This window comes from Streptomyces sp. NPDC034043, assembly GCF_055575675.1.
The window spans coordinates 1-18,673 of the sequence record NZ_JBVISF010000011.1 but is presented as its reverse complement, the minus strand read 5'-3'; the positions used below and the strand labels follow the sequence as shown (position 1 = coordinate 18,673).

Sequence of the window (18,673 nt, the reverse complement as noted above, 5' to 3'; positions counted from 1 at the left end):
GTGTACTGACAGGGGGGCTATGACCGTGTCGAACGTCGGTCGATTCGTGGAGTGGGAGGGCTGCTTCAACGCCCGTGACCTCGGCGGCCCGGGAGCGCTCCGGCCCGGGACGCTGGTACGGGCCGACAGCCTCGACGGGCTCACCGCCCGCGGCTGGACCACACTGGCCCGCCACGGGGTGCGCACCGTCATCGACCTGCGCAACGACGGCGAAGCCGAGCCGGACCACGCCCCGCGTCCGCCCGGGCTGACCACCCTGCGGATCCCGCTCGACGGCATCGAGCACCGGGACTTCTGGGACGTGTGGTGGGGCACTCCGGGCTTCGGCACCCCCGCGTATTTCCGGCCTTTCCTGGAACGGTTCCCCGACCGCGTGGCCTCCGTCGCCCGGGCCGTCGCCACCGCCCCGCCGGGCGGGGTCGTCTTCCACTGCGGTCTGGGCCGCGACCGGACGGGGATCATCGCGCTCGTCCTGCTGAGGCTGGCCGGGGCGACCCCGGAGCAGACGGCCGACGACCACGCTCTGAGCGAGCTGCGGGTCCGGGCCCGGTGCGCGGCCCTGGGCCGGCCCTACGACGCCGCCGAGATCCAGGACTACGTCGCCGGTCTCGGCACCACCGTGCACGCCCTGGCCGCGGACACCGCGCGGTGGCTGGACGCGGGCGCCTACCTGAGCGGGGCGGGGCTGACGGCCGCCGAACTGGACCGGCTCCGGGGCAGACTGGGGGCATGAGCGACGCCACGCACACCCGTCTCGCGCACACCTCGCAGCTCGGCGCGGACGACCTCGCCGTGATCCGGGACCTGCTCGACGCGGCCTTCGACGGGGACTTCGGCGACGAGGACTTCGAGCACGCCCTCGGCGGGATGCACGCCCTGGTGTACGAGGGCGGCGTGCTCGCGGCGCACGGCAGCGTCGTCCAGCGGCGGGTGCTGCACCAGGGGCGGGCCCTGCGGACCGGGTACGTCGAGGCCGTCGCCGTACGCGCCGACCGGCGCCGGCGCGGGCTCGGAGCGGCGGTGATGGCCGGGCTGGAGGGCGTCATCGCCGCGGCGTACGTCCTCGGCGCCCTGTCCGCCTCCGACGAGGGCGCGGCCCTGTACGGGAGCCGGGGCTGGAAGCCGTACGCCGGGCAGATCGGCGTCCTCGGCCCGGCCGGGCCCGAGCGGCTGGCCGGGGAGGAGGGCTCGACCTACCTGTGGACGCCGCCCGGCGGGGCCGTGCCGGACGCCGCCGGGCGGCTCGACTTCGACTGGCGCAACGGGGACGTCCTGTAGCCGGGGCCGGAATCAGCTGCCGGCCCGTACGAGCATCTTGCCCAGGTTCTCCCCGCGGAGCATGCCCAGGAAGGCCTCCACGGAGCGGTCGAAGCCCTCGGCGACGGTGGTGTCGGTGCCGATCCGGCCGCTGCGCAGGTGGGGGACCAGGAGATCCTCCAGCTCGTCCTGGAGACCGGTGTGATTGCGGACCAACACCCCCTCCAGGCGCAGGGACTTGTGGACCACCTCGAAGAGGTTGCGCGGCGCGGCGGGGGAACGGTCCCCGTTGTACATCGAGATGGCGCCGACCCAGGCGATCCGCCCGTACTCGCGCAGGGATGCGATCGCGCCCTCCAGGTGCTCCCCGCCCACGTTGTCCACGTAGACGTCGACGCCGTCCGGCGCGGCCTGCGCCAGCTGCTCGGCGACGGGCCCGTCGTGGTAGTCGAAGGCGGCGTCGAACCCGAGGGTCCCGGTGAGGTGGGAGGTCTTCGCCGCCGATCCGGCGCTGCCGATGATCCGGCGGGCTCCGAGCAGCCGGGCGATGTGCCCGGTGGCGGTGCCGACCCCGCCGGCGGCGGCGGAGACGAAGAGGTCCTCGCCCTCGCGCAGGGCCGCCGTCCGGGTGAGGGCGGCGTAGGCCGTCAGGCCGGTGCCGCCGAGGATCGACAGGTAGGCCTCCAGCGGGACGCCCGCGTGGCCGGGCAGCTTGCGGGTGCCGTCCACGCCCAGGGTGACCAGGGAGTGGGTGCGCCAGCCCGCGCGGTGGAAGACCAGGTCGCCCTCCGCCAGGCCCGGGTCGCGGGAGGCGGTCACCCGGCCCACCGTGCGGCCCTCCAGCGGGGCGTGCAGCTCGAAGCCGCCCTCGCCGCCGTCCATCATCCCGCGGTGGTACGGGTCCACCGACAGCAGCAGGTTCTCCACCAGGGCGGTGCCGGGGGCGGGTTCGGGGACGGGCGAGGAGACGTACGCGAAGTCGGAGGCGGCCGGGAAACCGGTCGGACGGGCGATCTGGTGGACGGAGTGGGCCGTTTCGGTGCTCATGGCCCCGACCGTAGGAAGGAATCCCGGAGCCGGGCAGGGGGTTGCGCTCATGGAAGCCGCACATCCATGAACGCTGCTCATACACCGAGGTGGGAACCCATGGCCGAGCTCGCCCCGCAGGAAATCCGGGTGCTGGTCGCCGTCGCGGAGACGGGCGGCTTCTCCGCCGCGGCCGCCGTGCTGGGCATCAGCCAGTCCGCCGTCTCGCACTCGGTGCGCGGCAGCGAGGGCAAGGTCGGCGCGGTGCTCTTCGAGCGCGGGCGCGGCGGGGCCTCGCCCACCCCGGCCGGGGAGCGGGCCGTGGCGCTGGGCCGGCGCATCCTGCGGCTGTACGAGGTGCTGGGCGCGGAGGCGCGCGGCGCGGCCCGGGCCCCCGCCGGGCGGGACGCCGGGGAGGGGGTGCTGCGCGTCGCGGCCTTCCGCAGCGCGGCCCTGCACCTGCTGCCACCCGCGCTGGAGCGGCTGGCCGTGCTGTACCCGGGGATCCGCCCCGAGGTCAGGGTGGTGCGCGAACTGGGTGCCGGCACGGCGGGGGAGGTGGCCGCGGGCCGGGCGGACCTGGGCATCGCGACGCTGGGCGCGCGGGAGGACGTACCGCCGGGGCTGCTGACCGGGGTGCTCGTGGAGGAGGCGTACGCGCTGGTGCACCCGGCCGGGCACCCGGACCCGAGGGCGCTGCCCCTGCTGGACTGGGACGAGAACTGCGGCTCCTACACCCGGGAGTGGTGGCGTGCCCAGGACTGGATCCCCGGGGCCACCGTGAAGGCCGAGGACGACGCCATGGTGCTGACCATGGTCGGGCGGGGGCTGGGGATGGCGATCATGCCGGAGCTGTCGCTGCGCGAGGCGCCGGACACCGTCGAGATCACCGGCCTGGGGCCACGGAGGCCGGTGAGGCAGGTGGGATACGTCACCACACCGGAATTGGCATCGACCCGCGTCGTCAGGGCTCTGATCAGGGAACTCCGGGCTGAGAAGGTCTAAAAACGGAACCACCGGAGGGCTCCCTTTGGGGGGTCTCCCGTCTCAGATACTAGGAAGTCCGAGTAATTGCGGAGACAGACAGCCGGACCTGCCCTAGCTTTGTAGGAGCCGAACGTCTCGCTGATCCTGCGAATGGCGGTCGAGAGCGCGCGCCCCTGGCAGGCAACCCCTGCGGCGCACGGCTCCCCGCCTCTTCCGGCGCCTTGAAGGAACACCCCTCATCCGTGGCCCCGCCACGCCGTGATCCCAAGGAGTCGATCACCATGACCCCCACCACCGCCGCAACGCGCCGCGTCCGCCACTCCTCCCCGGCCGACGCCGACCGCAAGAACGCCGCCGCCGCCCTCCAGCGCGCCCTGGACCGCCGTGACAACGGCGGCTCGACCGGCCACTGACCGGGCTCCCGGCGGGGGCCGCCGAACAGCCCGTCCGCACCGGGCACATCGCGTCCCCGCCGGTCCCGCGGCCCTCCCGCGGCCCTCCTGCGGTCCGAATGGTGGACGCGATATGTCTGAGGGCTGGGACACGGAGTACGGTTCCGACATGTCGACCAGCATCAATCTCGCAGTGATCCCCGGTGATGGCATCGGCCAGGAAGTCGTGGCTCAGGGCCTCAAGGTCCTTACCGCGGTCCTGCCCCAGGATGTGAAGCTGGAGACCAAGGAGTACGACCTCGGCGCCCAGCGCTGGCACCGCACCGGTGAGACCCTCCCGGACGCGGAGCTCGAGGCCCTCAAGCACCACGACGCGATCCTGCTGGGCGCCATCGGTGATCCCTCGGTCCCGTCGGGCGTCCTGGAGCGCGGTCTGCTGCTGAAGCTCCGCTTCGCCTTCGACCACTTCATCAACCTGCGCCCCTCGAAGCTGTTCCCGAACACGGCCACCCCGCTGGCCGGCCGTCCGGAGATCGACTTCGTCGTGGTCCGCGAGGGCACCGAGGGCCCGTACACCGGCAACGGCGGCAGCCTGCGCACCGGCACCCCCGCCGAGGTGGCCACCGAGGTCAGCGTGAACACCGCCTACGGCGTCGAGCGGGTCGTGCGCGACGCGTACGAGCGGGCCAACGCGCGCCCCCGCAAGAAGCTGACGCTCGTCCACAAGAACAACGTCCTCGTGTACGCGGGCCACCTGTGGAAGAACATCTTCGACAAGGTCGGCCAGGAGTACCCCGAGGTCACCACCGACTACCTGCACGTCGACGCCGCGACGATCTTCTTCGTCACCCAGCCCGAGCGCTTCGACGTCATCGTCACGGACAACCTGTTCGGTGACATCCTCACCGACCTGGCCGCGGCCGTGACCGGCGGCATCGGCCTGGCCGCCTCCGGGAACATCAACCCGACCGGCGCCTTCCCGTCCATGTTCGAGCCCGTCCACGGCTCGGCCCCCGACATCGCTGGCACCGGCAAGGCCGACCCGACCGCGACGATCCTCTCGGTGGCCCTGCTCCTGCGCCACCTCGGCTACGAGGAGCAGGCCGTCCGCATCGAGGACGCCGTCTCCGCCGACCTGGCCGGGCGCGACGGCACCTTCCGCTCCACCGACGCGATCGGCGACGCCCTCGCCGCGCGAGTAGCCGGCTGACCCGGCCGTTCCTCCAGGAAGCCGCCAGGTCACAAAGGGACCTGGCGGCTTCTCCTGTGCGGCCCCCGGTGCCACCATCTCCCTGGGCCGCTAAGCCCCGTTTCTCCGAAGCGTGCCCACGAGCGATAATCGAACGCGAGGCCGCGGAATACGGGGAAGCTCGGACGTCCTGGTACGCATGAGCGCGGTCCGCCCTACCCAACCGGTGAAGGACAAGCACTCATGACGACGCCCACGATCGAGCTCAAGCCCTCCTCGAACCCGCTGTCCGACGCGGAGCGCGAAGCGATCCTGGCCAACCCGGGCTTCGGCCGCCACTTCACCGATCACATGGTGACGATCAAGTGGACCGAGGGCCGCGGCTGGCACGACGCCGAGCTCGTCCCGTACGCTCCGCTGTCGATCGACCCGGCGAACATGACCCTGCACTACGCGCAGACGATCTTCGAGGGCCTCAAGGCCTACCGCCAGCCCGACGGCACCGTCGCCACCTTCCGCCCGCGCGCCAACGCCGAGCGGTTCCAGGCCTCCGCCCGCCGCATGGCGATGCCCGAGCTGCCGGCCGATCTCTTCATCGAGGCCTGTGACGCCCTGATCAAGCAGGACCGCGCCTGGGTGCCGGACTCCGGCGAGGCCTCCCTGTACCTGCGTCCGTTCATGTTCGCGTCCGAGGTCGGGCTGGGCGTCCGCCCGGCCAACGAGTTCCTCTTCATGGTCATCGCCTCGCCCGCCGGCGCCTACTTCCCCGGTGGCGTCAAGCCCGTCTCCGTCTGGCTCTCCGAGGAGTACGTCCGCGCCGTCAAGGGCGGCACCGGCGCCGCCAAGACCGGCGGCAACTACGCGGCCTCCCTCGTCGCCCAGGCCCAGGCCGCCTCGCACGGCTGCGACCAGGTCGTCTGGCTCGACGCCGTCGAACACCGCTGGATCGAGGAGATGGGCGGCATGAACCTGTACTTCGTGTACGGCGACCGCATCGTCACCCCCGAGCTCACCGGCTCGCTCCTGCCCGGCATCACCCGTGACTCCCTCCTCACCATCGCCCGCGACCTCGGCTACACCGCCGAGGAGGGCCGGATCTCCACCGAGGACTGGAAGCGCGACAACGAGAACGGCACCCTGACCGAGGTGTTCGCCTGCGGCACCGCCGCCGTCATCACCCCGGTCGGCTCGGTCAAGTCGGAGCGCGCCGGCTGGACCCAGGGCGACGGGCAGCCCGGCGAGGTCACCATGAAGCTCCGCAAGGCGCTCCTCGACCTCCAGACCGGCCGCACCCCCGACACCCACGGCTGGATGCACCCGCTCGGCTAGGCGTTCCGCGCCCCGGGCGCAAGGAAGGCCCCCCGCGCACCGCGCGGGGGGCCTTCCGGCGTTCCGGGAGGGAGCGCGGGTCAGCGCTCGTCCTCCGTCTCGCCGTCGTCCTTCTTCTCCTCGCGCTCCTTGCCCTTCCCCTCCGGGCCGAGCCCCACGACGGCGTCGCCGAACGCGTAGGCCAGGCCGGCGATTCCCTTGACGATCTTCCCCGCCACGTACGCGACTTCTTCCACGATGCCTCCCCGTGTCGTGGGCGCCGGCCCCGTCCTATTCGGCCGCCGCCACCACTGCGTTCCCCGCCGGTCCGGCGGCCGGTGCCGCCTGCGGCCGGACCGTCAGGGCGGTGTACACCGCCCCGCCGACCAGCCCCGACAGGATGAAACTACAGTCCACCCCGCCGGTGAGGGCCAGCAGCGGGCCCTCGTACACCGGGGTCGACACGGCGGCCAGTCCCACGGCCGCGCCCGCCGCCCAGGAGGCCGTGGCGCGGACGTTCCAGCCGCCGCTGTACCAGTAGACGCCGCCGCGGGCCCGACGGTTGAACACCTGGAGGGCATCGGCGTCGTAGATCCCGCGGCAGCGCACGAAGCCGATCAGGGTGACCACGGCCCAGGGGGTGCCGATCGCGGTGAGCAGCAGGACGAAGGAGGTCATCGCGGACTGCACGTCCCACTCGAAGGAGCCGAAGAAGACGAACGCGGTGGCCGCCACCGCGGCGATCACGGTGGCCTTGGTGCGGGTCGTCCTCGGCACGATGGCGTCCAGGTCCAGGCCCATGGAGTAGAGCATCAGCCCGGCGTTGCCCACCGAGCCGGCCGCCGCGGCGGCGAGCAGCGGCACGAGGTACCAGAAGGGCGCGGCCTCCACGAGCGGCCCGGCGTAGTCGGCGCCGGCGCGGGCGGCGAGGGCGGTGTAGGTGCCGAACAGCTGCGGGACCAGCAGGCCGACCAGCAGTCCCAGGCAGGTGGCCCGGAAGACCTTGCGGGAGCCGTGGCGCCGGGGGGAGACGTAGCGGGTGTAGTCGCCCAGCAGGGTGATGAAGGCGACGGGTCCGCTGAGCCCGGCCGCGACGGCGGCCAGCAGCCAGGTCGGCCAGAACGAGCCGAGCAGGTACGCGGTGTCCGGCGGGGCGGCGGTGGTGAAGTCCGGGGCGTAGGCCACGACGCCGACGGCCAGCAGGACGACCATGGCCACCGACAGCACCTTGCTCATGCGCAGCAGCAGCCGGTAGCCGAAGACGGCCGCGACGACGGTGCACGCGGCGAGTGCGCCGTACATCACGGCCCGGGTGGCACCGGTGTCCGGCAGCCCGGTGAGGCGGGACAGGGCCGCGGCCATCACGTCGCCGCCTATCCACAGGGTGAGGGCGGTGTAGCCGAGGGAGAGCAGCAGTCCGACGACGGAGCCGACCAGCCGTCCCCGTACGCCGAACTGGGCGCCGCTGGAGGTCGACAGGTTGGTCGCGGTCCGCAGGGACACCAGGGCGAGCGGCGCGGTGAAGGCGATGCCGGCCAGGGTGCCGGTCACGATGGCGGTGACGGAGGGCACCAGCCCGAGCCCGAAGGACGGGGGCAGCCAGCCGAAGACGATCACGCCGAGGCAGAGGTTGGAGCCGAGGAGGATCGAGACCAGGTCGCGGGGACCGCTGGTCCGCTCCTCCTCGGGGATGGTGTCGACTCCGCGCTGTTCGATGGGCATGGGGGACTCCCTTGGCAGGGCGGGGGGTGGTTGCACAGTGGTTTGAGCGTCATTCAATGTGACCTGAGCCCGTGGCGCAGGTCAATCCTTCACCACGAGGAAATGAAGAGTTAGAGTGATGCTCTAACCCATTGACTCAAAAGGTGGTGGATCGGCGTGCGGCTGACCCCTACGGAGCGCGACCGGCTGCTGCTGCGCAGCGCCGCGGAACTGGCCCGGGCCCGAAGGGCCCGGGGCCTGAGGCTCAACGTCCCCGAGGCCACCGCGTTGATCGCGGACACGGTCTGCGAGGCCGCGCGCGACGGCAAGCGCCTGGCGGAGGCCATCGAGGAGGCCCGCGGCGTGCTCGGCCCCGACGACGTGCTGCCCGGCGTGGCCGACGTGGTCACCGAGGTCCACGTGGAGGCCGTCTTCGACGACGGGTCCCGCCTCGCGGTGGTCTCCGCGCCCATCGAGGGCGCCGTGTCGCTCGGTGACGACGCCCCCGGCGCCGTCGTGCCCGGCCCCGGCGCCCCCCAGCCCGAACCGCGGCTGCTCCTGCGCGTGCGCAACACCGCGTCCGTGCCGGTCAGCGTCACCTCCCACTTCCACTTCTTCGAGGCGAACCCCCGGCTCGACTTCGACCGCGCCGCCGCCTACGGCATGCGGCTGTGCGTACCGGCGGGCTCCTCGGTGCGCTTCGACCCGCACGGCGAGGGGGAGGTGGGCCTCGTCCCGATCGGCGGCGAGCGCATCGCGATCGGCTTCGCCGGGCTGGTCGACGGCCCGCTGGACGCCCCCGGAGCCAAGGAGCAGGCCCTGGCCCGCGCCGCCGCCTGCGGCTACCTCGGCGCCGCCCCGACCGACGACGCCCCGGAAGGAAACCAGGCGTGAGCCGTCAGACCCCCCACAGCGACCACAGCGCGCACTGCGCCCCGGGCAGCCGCCACATCGACCCGCACGAGTACGCCTCCGTCTTCGGCCCCCGCGCCGGCGACCGGGTCCGGCTCGGCGACTCGGGGCTGACCGTCCGGGTGGAGTACGACGCCCAGAAGCCCGGAGACGAGTTCCTGGCCGGCTTCGGCAAGACCGCCCGCGACGGCCTGCACCTGAAGGGCGCCGCCGTCCGCGACACCTGCGACGTCGTGATCAGCAACGTCCTGGTGATCGACGCCGTGCTCGGCATCAAGAAGGTCTCCATCGGCATCCGCGAGGGCCGCATCCACGCGATCGGCCGCGCCGGCAACCCGGACACCCTCGACGGGGTCGACGTCGTCGTCGGCACCGGCACGAGCATCGTCTCCGGGGAGGGTCTGATCGCCACCGCCGGAGCCGTGGACACCCACGTCCACCTGCTCTCCCCGCGGATCATGGAGGCCTCCCTGGCCGCCGGTGTCACCACCGTCATCGGCCAGGAGTTCGGCCCCGTCTGGGGTGTCGGCGTCAACTCCCCCTGGGCGCTGAAGCACGCCTTCAACGCCTTCGACGCCTGGCCCGTCAACATCGGATTCCTCGCCCGCGGCTCCTCCTCGGACGCCGCGCCCCTGGTGGAGGCCCTCGCCGAGGGCGGCGCCTCGGGCTTCAAGGTCCACGAGGACATGGGCGCGCACACCCGCGCCCTGGACACCGCCCTGCGCGTGGCCGAGGAGCACGACGTACAGGTCGCCCTGCACAGCGACGGCCTGAACGAGTGCCTCTCCGTCGAGGACACCCTGCGCGTCCTGGACGGCCGGACCATCCACGCCTTCCACATCGAGGGCTGCGGCGGCGGGCACGTCCCCAACGTGCTGAAGATGGCGGGCGTGCCGAACGTCATCGGCTCCTCCACCAACCCCACCCTCCCCTTCGGCCGCGACGCCGTCGCCGAGCACTACGGCATGATCGTCTCCGTCCACGACCTCAAGCCGGACCTCCCCGGCGACGCGGCCATGGCCCGCGACCGGATCCGCGCCGGGACGATGGGCGCCGAGGACGTCCTGCACGACCTCGGGGCCATCGGCATCACCTCCTCCGACGCCCAGGGCATGGGCCGGGCCGGCGAGACCATCCGCCGCACCTTCGCGATGGCCGCCAAGATGAAGGGCGAGCTCGGCCCCCTGGACGGCGACGGCGAGGGCGACGACAACGCCCGCGTCCTGCGCTACATGGCCAAGCTGACCATCAACCCGGCCGTCGCCCACGGCCTGGCCCACGAGATCGGCTCCATCGAGACCGGCAAGCTCGCCGACATCGTGCTCTGGCGCCCGCAGTTCTTCGGCGCCAAGCCGCAGCTGGTCCTCAAGTCGGGCTTCCCGGCCTACGGAGTCACCGGCGACCCCAACGCCGCCACCGACACCTGCGAACCACTCGTCCTCGGACCGCAGTTCGGCTCGTACGGGGCCACCGCCGCCGACATCTCCGTCGCCTTCGTCTCCGCCGCCGCGGCGGCGCTGGGCGGCGACGCGTTGCCGACCCGCCGCCGCCGGGTCGCCGTACGCGGCACCCGGGGCATCGGCCCCAAGGACATGCTCCTCAACTCCCGGGTGGGCGCGGTCGACGTCGACGCGCGCAGCGGACTCGTCTCCCTCGACGGGGAACCCCTGCGCTCCGAAGCGGCCGACTCGGTCTCCCTCAACCGCCTCTACTTCTTGTAAACGGCACACCCTGTGAACGGCACAGCCCGCAAGCCCGTAAGGACCCCCGCCATGACTGCACAGCCCGCCAAGCCCTCGGCCGACGGCTTCCGGATGCCCGCCGAGTGGACCCCCCACGAGCGCACCTGGATGGCCTGGCCCAGCCCCAACCCCACCTTCACCAACGCCCAGGAGCTGGCCGAGGCCCGTGAGGCCTGGGGCGCGGTCGCCCGCGCCGTGCGCGCGTACGAACCGGTGACCCTCGTCGTCTCCCCGGGCGACGCCGAGAGCGCCCGGGCGGTCGTCGGGGACGACGTCGAGCTCGTCGAGCGGGAGCTCGACGACGCCTGGATGCGCGACATCGGCCCGACCTTCGTCACCAACGACGCCGGTGAACTGGCGGCCGTCGACTGGACCTTCAACGGCTGGGGCGCCCAGGAGTGGGCCCGATGGGACCACGACGCGAAGATCGCCCGGCACGTCTCCGACCTCGTCGGCACCCGCACCTACAGCACCCGCCTGGTGAACGAGGGCGGCGCCATCCACGTCGACGGCGAGGGCACCGTGCTCCTCACCGACACCGTGCAGCTCGGCGAGGGACGCAACCCCGGCTGGACCCGCAAGCAGGTCGAGGAGGAGATCCACGCCCACCTCGGCACCACCAAGGCCATCTGGCTGCCGTACGGCCTGGCCGGCGACTACGGCACCTACGGGACCCAGGGCCACGTGGACATCGTCGCCGCCTTCGCCCGCCCCGGCGTGGTCATGGTCCACACCCAGCCCGACCCGGCCCACCCGGACCACGAGCGCTGCAAGACCATCGCCGCCATCCTGCGCGCCTCCACCGACGCGCGGGGCCGGCTGCTGGAGGTCGTGGAGGTCCCCGCGCCGACCGTTCTCGAGGAGGACGGCGAGTGGGTGGACTACTCGTACATCAACCACTACCTCTGCAACGGGGGCGTGGTGCTGTGCGCCTTCGACGACCCGCGCGACGAGGAGGCCGCTGAGATCTTCCGCGGACTCTTCCCCGAGCGGACCGTGACGCTCGTTGACGCACGTACGATTTTCGCCGGGGGTGGCGGTATCCACTGCATCACCCAGCAGCAGCCGAAGGTCTGACCCGAGGCGGACCTCGTGAAGGAGCGGACCATGGCGGCGGGTGGAGTACCGGTACGGGCGGCGCGCAAGAACGCGCCCCCGCGCGAGGACGTACTCGTCGCCGCCATGGCCACGATCGCCGAGCGCGGACTGGAGGGCCTGACCATGGCCGGCCTGGGCCGGCAGGTCGGCATGAGCAGCGGCCACCTCCTCTACTACTTCGGCAGCAAGGACGAGCTCCTGCTGCAGACCCTGGAGTGGAGCGAGGCGGCCCTCGGCGACCAGCGCAGGGCCCTGCTGGCCCGCCGCGGCCCGGCGCGCGAGCGCGTACAGGCGTACGTGGACCTGTACGTGCCCGACGGCGCCCGGGACCCGCACTGGACCCTGTGGCTGGAGGTCTGGAACCGGTCCCAGAACGCCGGCCCCCAGGAACGCGAACGGCAGGCCGCCATCGAGGGCGCCTGGCACCGCGACCTGGTCGCCCTGCTCGCCGAGGGCATCTCGCGCGGCGAGTTCCGCGCGGTCGACCCCGACCGCTTCGCGGCCAGGCTGCGGGCCCTGCTCGACGGCTTCAGCATCCAGGTCGCCGTCGGACTGCCCGGCATCGAGCGGGAGGACATCCTGGCGCACGTCGGGGAATTCCTCGCCGAGACCCTGGCCGGGTAGGCCGTCCCCGGGCCGCGGGCCGCCCGCCGGACGGCGGGTGCCCGCATGCTGAGACCGGCGTCCACGGACCGAGGGCCTTGTGTCACACTGCGGGCGTGTCTGCTCGGCTCATGATTATGGACAGCAGCGCGCCGGTCCTCTGTGACCGCTGAAACCGTGGACGACCTCCGCGGCAGCGGCCACCGTGCCTCAGACCCGCGCGCAGACCTCTCGCACCCGCGAGGGGTCTTTTCGTTTCCAGGGCAGAAACATGCCGGAACCGGACAGCGCGCGATGATGGGGGCAGTGGATCCCCGGTCTCCGGAACCACTCATCCGACAGGAGTCAGATCAGCATGACGACGACAGAGGCGAGCCAGCCGACAGAGGCACTCGACGACGGCTTCCACGTCTTCGACACCACCCTGCGCGACGGCGCCCAGCGTGAGGGCATCAACCTCACGGTCGCGGACAAGCTGACGATCGCGCGGTACCTCGACGAGTTCGGAGTCGGCTTCATCGAGGGCGGCTGGCCCGGCGCCAACCCCCGCGACACCGAGTTCTTCGCCCGCGCCCGGGCCGAGATCCACTTCAGGAACGCCCAGCTGGTCGCCTTCGGCGCCACCCGCCGGGCAGGCGGCGACGCCGCCTCGGACCCGCAGGTACGCGCCCTCCTGGAGTCCGGCGCGCCGGTCATCACCCTCGTCGCCAAGTCCCACGACCGCCACGTCGAACTCGCGCTGCGCACCACCCTCGAAGAGAACCTGGAGATGGTCCGCGACACCGTCTCCCACCTCGTCGCCCAGGGCCGCCGCGTTTTCGTCGACTGCGAGCACTTCTTCGACGGTTACCGCGCCAACGCCGAGTACGCCAAGGCCGTCGTCCGCACCGCCCACGAGGCCGGCGCCGACGTCGTCATCCTCTGCGACACCAACGGCGGCATGCTCCCCGCCCAGATCAGCGCGGTCGTCTCGACCGTACTGGCCGACACCGGCGCCCGCCTGGGCATCCACGCCCAGGACGACACCGGCTGCGCCGTCGCCAACACCCTGGCCGCCGTCGACGCCGGCGCCACGCACGTCCAGTGCACCGCAAACGGATACGGGGAGCGCGTCGGCAACGCCAACCTCTTCCCCGTCGTCGCCGCGCTGGAGATCAAGTACGGCCGCAAGGTCCTCCCCGAGGGCGCGCTCGCCGAGATGACCCGCATCTCCCACGCCATCGCCGAGGTCGTCAACCTCACCCCCTCCACGCACCAGCCGTACGTCGGCGTCTCCGCCTTCGCGCACAAGGCGGGCCTGCACGCCTCGGCGATCAAGGTCGACCCGGACCTGTACCAGCACATCGACCCCGAGCGCGTCGGCAACACCATGCGCATGCTGGTCTCCGACATGGCCGGCCGCGCCTCCATCGAGCTCAAGGGCAAGGAGCTCGGCGTCGACCTCGGCGGGGACCGGGCACTGATCGCCCGCGTGGTGGAGCGGGTCAAGGAGCGCGAGCTGGCCGGCTACACGTACGAGGCCGCCGACGCCTCCTTCGAGCTGCTGCTCCGCGCCGAGGCCGAGGGCCGGGCGCGCAAGTACTTCCGTACCGAGTCCTGGCGGGCCATCGTCGAGGACCGCCCCGACGGGACCCACGCCAACGAGGCGACCGTCAAGCTGTGGGCCAAGGGCGAGCGGATCGTCGCCACGGCGGAGGGCAACGGCCCCGTCAACGCCCTCGACCGCGCCCTGCGGGTCGCCCTGGAGCGCTTCTACCCGCAGCTGGCCAAGTTCGAGCTCGTGGACTACAAGGTCCGCATCCTGGAGGGCAAGCACGGCACGGAGTCCACGACCCGCGTCCTGATCTCCACGACGGACGGCACCCGCGAGTGGAACACGGTGGGCGTCGCCCCCAACGTCATCGCGGCCTCCTGGCAGGCCCTGGAGGACGCCTACACCTTCGGCCTCCTCCACGCGGGCGTCGAGCCGGCCGAGTAGCTCCGGCGCACACCTCGCCGGGCTCCGGACCGGCGAGGTCCTCGACCCCCGAGCATGTCGCTTATGTCCGGCTTACACAGGGAATTGCCGGTTCGGGTAGCGTCGTCAGTATGAGGACCAGGCTGATATCCATACGCGTGGGATCGATGCTGTCCGGTCTGCTGCTGGCCCTGTCCGCCGGGGCGCTCGGCGCCGCCCCCCGGGCCGTCGCCGCCGACGGGGGGACCGCCGCGGTGGCGGAGGCGCTCAAGAAGGGCCCGGTCTACGTCGATCCCGGGGCCGCCGCACAGCTGTCGCCCGCCCAGGCGGACGCCCTGGCCGCGAAGATCAAGGCGGCCGGCAAGCCGCTCTTCGTCGCCGTGCTGCCCGCCACCGCCGCCTTCCCCGCCGACAGCGTGCTGCGCACGGTGCGCACGCAGACCGGGATCACCGGGCTCTACGCCGTCCGGCTCGGCGACGGATTCAACGCCGGGGCCGACCGGGCCGTCATGCCGGGCAACGCGGTCCGCAACCTCACCGACGCGGTGAAGGCCGGCGGGGCGGCGGACGCCGCCACCCAGCTGAACGACTTCGCCGACCAGGCCCTCCCGCAGCTCAAGGGCCGGGCCCCCGCCTCCTGGAGCGAGGGGTCCGGCGGGGGCGGATCCTCCGCCGGGGCGCTGATCGCCCTCGGCGCGGTGGCCCTGGCCGGCGGCGGAGGCACGTACCTGCTGGTCAAGCGGAACCGGAAGAAGAAGGAAGAGACCCGGCGCGAAGCGGTCGCCCGGCTCGCGGTGGTGGTGGACGAGGACATCACCGCCTTCGGCGAGGAACTCGACCGCCTCGACTTCCACCCCGGTGAGCCCGGCGCCGACGACGCCATGCGCGAGGACTACGAGCACGCGCTGGACTCCTACGAGAAGGCCAAGCGGATCATGGCCTCGGTGCGGGAACCGCACGAGGTGCAGGGCGTGACCCAGGCGCTGGAGGACGGCCGGTACGCGCTGGCCCGCCTGGACGCCCGCCGCCAGGGCAAGCCGCCGCCCGAGCGCCGCCCGCCCTGCTTCTTCGATCCCCGGCACGGTCCGAGTACGCAGGACGCGGCCTGGGCGCCGGCCGGCGGGGCGGCCCGTACCGTGCCGGTCTGCACGGCGGACGCCGTACGGCTGCGCGACGGCGTGGACCCGGCGGTGCGCACCGTGGACACGGAGCACGGCCCGCGCCCGTACTACGACGCCGGCCCGGCGTACGGACCGTGGGCCGGCGGGTACTTCGGCGGCGGCATCCTGCCCGGCCTGCTGATGGGCACGATGCTCGGCTCGATGATGGCCACTCCCGCCTACGCCTCGGACTTCGGCGGCGGGTACGGCGGCGGGGGATTCGAGGGCGGGGAGGTCTCCGGATCCGACTACGACCCGTCCGACTTCGGCGGCGGGGACTTCGGCGGCGGGGACTTCGGCGGCGGTGGCGGCTTCGACGGTGGCGGCGGCTTCGACGGCGGGGGCGGCTGGTAGCCGCCCCCGGGGTTCCGCGCGGCCGGTATCAGGCCTGCTTGACCGCCGAGATGTCGAAGGTCAGCTTCACCTTGTCGCTGACCATCACGCCGCCGGCCTCCAGGGCCGCGTTCCAGGTGAGGCCCCAGTCGGAGCGGAGGATCTCCGCGGAGCCCTCGAAGCCGACGCGCTCGCTGCCGTAGACGTCCGTGGCGGAACCGGAGAACTCCAGGTCGATGGAGAGCGGACGCGTCACGTCCTTGATCGTCAGCTCGCCGGTGATCCGATACGCGTCACCGCCGAGGTGCGCCGCGGAGGTGGAGCGGAAGGTCATCCGCGGGAAGAGCTCGGCGTCGAAGAAGTCGCTGCCCAGCAGGTGGGCGTCGCGGTCGGCGATGCCGGTGCTGACCGAGGCGATCTCGACGTCGATGGAGGCGGTGGAGCGCGACGGGTCGCCGCCGTCCAGGTGCAGGGTGCCCTCGTGCCGGGCGAAACCGCCGCGGACGTTGGTCACCATGGCGTGGCGCACGGTGAAGCCGATGCTGCTGTGGGCGGGGTCGATGACGTAGTCGCCGGTGAGCGCGGCGAGCGCCGGGTCGACGTCGAGCGTGGCGACCGGAGCCTGCGGAACGGACTCGCTGCGGGTGCCGCGGCGGGAGAAGAGACCCATGACTTCCTCCTGAGGAGACTGTTTCATTAAACTTTCAACAAGACCGACGCTAGACCCATTCTGTTCAAATTTCAACTTCTTGGGCCCGTGTCGGCGTTTTTATAGGAACCCCACAAAGGGCGGAGGTCCCCGCTGGGGGAGTCCATGCATGCTTCGGAGGTTCTGTCCGGGCCGGACAGCGGACGGGGCCGGAGACTGTGTAGAACCGACGGAGGGTTTTGATGGCCACGCTCCGTAAGGTCGGTACATGACCGTTGTGGACCAGACTTCGAGCGAGCCGACGGACGCCCGTGGGCGCGTGGCCGAGCTGCACTCCCTCCGTGAGGAGGCCCGGCGCGGCCCCAGCGACCGCGCGACCGAAGCCCAGCACGCCAAGGGCAAGCTGACCGCGCGCGAGCGCATCGCGCTCCTGCTCGACGAAGGTTCCTTCAGGGAGGTCGAGCAGCTGCGCCGGCACCGGGCGACCGGTTTCGGCCTGGAGGCGAAGAAGCCCTACACGGACGGTGTGATCACCGGCTGGGGCACGGTCGAGGGCCGCACGGTCTTCGTCTACGCGCACGACTTCCGCATCTTCGGCGGCGCCCTGGGCGAGGCCCACGCCACGAAGATCCACAAGATCATGGACATGGCCATCGCGGCCGGTGCCCCGCTGGTCTCCCTCAACGACGGCGCCGGCGCCCGTATCCAGGAGGGCGTCTCCGCCCTCGCCGGCTACGGCGGCATCTTCCAGCGCAACACCAAGGCCTCCGGGGTCATCCCGCAGATCTCGGTGATGCTCGGCCCCTGCGCCGGCGGAGCCGCGTACTCCCCGGCCCTCACGGACTTCGTCTTCATGGTCCGCGAGACCTCGCAAATGTTCATCACCGGCCCGGACGTGGTCCGCGCGGTGACCGGCGAGGAGATCACCCAGAACGGCCTCGGCGGCGCGGACGTGCACGCCGAGACCTCGGGCGTCGCGCACTTCGCGTACGACGACGAGGAGACCTGCATCGCCGAGGTCCGGTACCTCATCACGATGCTGCCCTCCAACAACCGCGAGAACCCCCCGGTCCACGAGTGCTCCGACCCCGCCGACCGGCGCTCGGACGTCCTGCTGGACCTGGTCCCCGCCGACGGCAACCGCCCGTACGACATGCTCAAGGTCATCGAGGAGCTCGTCGACGACGGGGACGTCCTGGAGATCCACGAGCGCTGGGCGCGCAACATCATCTGCGCCCTCGCCCGCCTGGACGGCCAGGTCGTCGGCATCGTCGCCAACCAGCCCGGCCACCTCGCCGGCGTCCTGGACATCCACGCGTCCGAGAAGGCCGCGCGCTTCGTCCAGATGTGCGACGCCTTCAACATCCCGATCGTCACGCTGCTGGACGTCCCCGGCTTCCTGCCGGGCGTCGACCAGGAGCACGGCGGCATCATCCGCCACGGCGCCAAGCTGCTGTACGCCTACTGCAACGCGACCGTGCCGCGGATCTCGCTCATCCTGCGCAAGGCCTACGGCGGTGCGTACATCGTCATGGACTCCCAGTCCATCGGCGCCGACCTCACCTACGCCTGGCCCACCAACGAGATCGCCGTCATGGGCGCCGAAGGCGCCGCAAACGTGATCTTCCGCAAGCAGATCGCGGACGCCGAGGACCCCGAGGCGATGCGGGCCCGGATGGTCAAGGAATACAAGGCCGAACTGATGCACCCGTACTACGCGGCCGAGCGCGGCCTAGTGGACGACGTCATCGACCCGGCCGAGACCCGGGGGGTGCTCGTCAGCGCCCTGGCGATGCTCCGCACCAAGCACGCCGACCTGCCGTCCCGCAAGCACGGCAACCCGCCGCAGTAACGAGCGAAGGAGACCTGCCAACGATGAGCACCGCCACCGACACCCTGCTGAAGGTCGAGAAGGGCAACGCCGAGCCCGAGGAACTGGCCGCGATCACCGCGATCCTCCTCGCCCGCGCCGCCGCCACCCCGGAAGAGGCCGCCGTCACCCGCCGTTCCACCGCGGGCTGGCGCCGCCTGGAGCGCAGCCGGGGCTTCCAGGCCCCCCACAGCTGGCGCGGCTGAGCAGCGGCGCACCAACGCCGGAAGGCCCCGCACCCCCTGAAGGGGTGCGGGGCCTTCGGCTTGCCCGGGGGGAGCGGGCGACGCGAAGGGGAAGGAGCGGGCAAGGAGAAGGCCCCCGTGTCCGGGACACGGGGGCCTTCCTACGTCCTTGCGGCGCCTGCGCGCGCCTGCCCGGACTCTCCTACCGCAGCCGTGCCATGAGGGCGTGCTCGACGAGCGTGATGAGTGCGCTCTTGGCGTCCGCGCGGTGGCGGGCGTCGGTGGTGATGATGGGGGCGTCGGG

Annotated in this window: 18 protein-coding genes and 1 pseudogene; 14 read left to right on the top strand and 5 right to left on the bottom strand. The window is 72.2% G+C overall.

The genetic code is table 11. From position 1 onward, the window contains the following. Positions 1 to 19 precede the first annotated feature (19 nt). Both ACZ51S_RS24560 and ACZ51S_RS24555 read left to right on the top strand, forming a co-directional pair. Positions 20 to 733: a tyrosine-protein phosphatase gene (locus ACZ51S_RS24560; protein WP_468961990.1), complete on the top strand. Its 714-nt coding sequence runs from the start codon at positions 20 to 22 to the stop codon at positions 731 to 733. Then, positions 730 to 1,278 carry a GNAT family N-acetyltransferase gene (locus tag ACZ51S_RS24555; protein WP_468475880.1) on the top strand — a complete coding sequence of 183 codons (549 nt, stop codon included), beginning with the start codon at positions 730 to 732 and terminating at the stop codon, positions 1,276 to 1,278. The genes ACZ51S_RS24560 and ACZ51S_RS24555 overlap by 4 nt, the downstream gene beginning before the upstream one ends. A gap of 12 nt (positions 1,279 to 1,290) precedes the next feature. Here the strand turns inward: ACZ51S_RS24555 and ACZ51S_RS24550 are convergent, their stop codons facing one another. Beyond that, the gene (locus ACZ51S_RS24550) at positions 1,291 to 2,304 is read right to left on the bottom strand and encodes an NADP-dependent oxidoreductase (protein WP_468961988.1); all 1,014 of its coding nucleotides are present in this window, start codon (positions 2,302 to 2,304) and stop codon (positions 1,291 to 1,293) included. A gap of 99 nt (positions 2,305 to 2,403) precedes the next feature. On the opposite strand from ACZ51S_RS24550, the gene ACZ51S_RS24545 reads away from it, so the two are divergent. The 4 genes from ACZ51S_RS24545 (at position 2,404) to ACZ51S_RS24530 (ending at position 6,180) form a co-directional block, all read left to right on the top strand. Beyond that, the gene (locus tag ACZ51S_RS24545; RefSeq protein WP_468961986.1) at positions 2,404 to 3,288 is read left to right on the top strand and encodes a LysR family transcriptional regulator; all 885 of its coding nucleotides are present in this window, start codon (positions 2,404 to 2,406) and stop codon (positions 3,286 to 3,288) included. A 263-nt stretch (positions 3,289 to 3,551) separates the two neighbouring features. Then, the gene (locus tag ACZ51S_RS24540) at positions 3,552 to 3,683 is read left to right on the top strand and encodes a hypothetical protein (RefSeq protein WP_388939975.1); all 132 of its coding nucleotides are present in this window, start codon (positions 3,552 to 3,554) and stop codon (positions 3,681 to 3,683) included. Positions 3,684 to 3,831: 148 nt separating this feature from the next. After that, positions 3,832 to 4,872 (top strand): 3-isopropylmalate dehydrogenase, encoded by a 1,041-nt coding sequence (locus ACZ51S_RS24535; RefSeq protein WP_468475883.1) that lies wholly within the window; start codon positions 3,832 to 3,834, stop codon positions 4,870 to 4,872. A gap of 222 nt (positions 4,873 to 5,094) precedes the next feature. Next, positions 5,095 to 6,180, top strand: a complete 1,086-nt coding sequence (locus tag ACZ51S_RS24530) for a branched-chain amino acid aminotransferase (protein ID WP_468475884.1) — start codon at positions 5,095 to 5,097, stop codon at positions 6,178 to 6,180. An 80-nt stretch (positions 6,181 to 6,260) separates the two neighbouring features. Here ACZ51S_RS24530 and ACZ51S_RS24525 read toward each other — a convergent pair whose 3' ends face one another. Then, positions 6,261 to 6,416 (bottom strand): hypothetical protein, encoded by a 156-nt coding sequence (locus ACZ51S_RS24525; RefSeq protein ID WP_468475885.1) that lies wholly within the window; start codon positions 6,414 to 6,416, stop codon positions 6,261 to 6,263. Between the two features lie 34 nt (positions 6,417 to 6,450). Next, positions 6,451 to 7,881 carry a cytosine permease gene (locus tag ACZ51S_RS24520; RefSeq protein WP_468800552.1) on the bottom strand — a complete coding sequence of 477 codons (1,431 nt, stop codon included), beginning with the start codon at positions 7,879 to 7,881 and terminating at the stop codon, positions 6,451 to 6,453. A gap of 156 nt (positions 7,882 to 8,037) precedes the next feature. On the opposite strand from ACZ51S_RS24520, the gene ureA reads away from it, so the two are divergent. The 6 genes from ureA (at position 8,038) to ACZ51S_RS24490 (ending at position 15,686) form a co-directional block, all read left to right on the top strand. Further along, on the top strand, positions 8,038 to 8,754 hold the full coding sequence (gene ureA / locus ACZ51S_RS24515; protein WP_468887762.1) for an urease subunit gamma: 717 nt from the start codon (positions 8,038 to 8,040) through the stop codon (positions 8,752 to 8,754). A gap of 56 nt (positions 8,755 to 8,810) precedes the next feature. Next, the gene (locus ACZ51S_RS24510) at positions 8,811 to 10,493 is read left to right on the top strand and encodes an urease subunit alpha (protein ID WP_468962066.1); all 1,683 of its coding nucleotides are present in this window, start codon (positions 8,811 to 8,813) and stop codon (positions 10,491 to 10,493) included. Positions 10,494 to 10,544: 51 nt separating this feature from the next. Continuing rightward, a complete protein-coding gene (locus ACZ51S_RS24505) occupies positions 10,545 to 11,591 on the top strand; it encodes an agmatine deiminase family protein (protein WP_388939985.1) in 1,047 nt (348 codons plus the stop codon). A 30-nt stretch (positions 11,592 to 11,621) separates the two neighbouring features. After that, on the top strand, positions 11,622 to 12,236 hold the full coding sequence (locus tag ACZ51S_RS24500) for a TetR/AcrR family transcriptional regulator (protein WP_388939987.1): 615 nt from the start codon (positions 11,622 to 11,624) through the stop codon (positions 12,234 to 12,236). A gap of 334 nt (positions 12,237 to 12,570) precedes the next feature. After that, positions 12,571 to 14,193 (top strand): citramalate synthase, encoded by a 1,623-nt coding sequence (cimA, locus tag ACZ51S_RS24495; RefSeq protein WP_468475888.1) that lies wholly within the window; start codon positions 12,571 to 12,573, stop codon positions 14,191 to 14,193. A gap of 110 nt (positions 14,194 to 14,303) precedes the next feature. Then, entirely contained in the window at positions 14,304 to 15,686 is a 1,383-nt protein-coding gene (locus ACZ51S_RS24490) for a hypothetical protein (protein WP_468961983.1), read from the top strand. Between the two features lie 28 nt (positions 15,687 to 15,714). Here ACZ51S_RS24490 and ACZ51S_RS24485 read toward each other — a convergent pair whose 3' ends face one another. Continuing rightward, positions 15,715 to 16,335: a YceI family protein gene (locus tag ACZ51S_RS24485; RefSeq protein ID WP_468475890.1), complete on the bottom strand. Its 621-nt coding sequence runs from the start codon at positions 16,333 to 16,335 to the stop codon at positions 15,715 to 15,717. Positions 16,336 to 16,582: 247 nt separating this feature from the next. Between ACZ51S_RS24485 and ACZ51S_RS24480 the strand changes: the two genes are divergently transcribed. Then, positions 16,583 to 18,166, top strand: a complete 1,584-nt coding sequence (locus ACZ51S_RS24480) for an acyl-CoA carboxylase subunit beta (protein WP_468475891.1) — start codon at positions 16,583 to 16,585, stop codon at positions 18,164 to 18,166. Between the two features lie 23 nt (positions 18,167 to 18,189). Continuing rightward, a complete protein-coding gene (locus ACZ51S_RS24475; protein WP_388939996.1) occupies positions 18,190 to 18,390 on the top strand; it encodes an acyl-CoA carboxylase subunit epsilon in 201 nt (66 codons plus the stop codon). A 181-nt stretch (positions 18,391 to 18,571) separates the two neighbouring features. Here the strand turns inward: ACZ51S_RS24475 and ACZ51S_RS24470 are convergent. Further along, a pseudogene (locus ACZ51S_RS24470) lies at positions 18,572 to 18,673 on the bottom strand (ATP-binding protein); the annotation flags it as partial.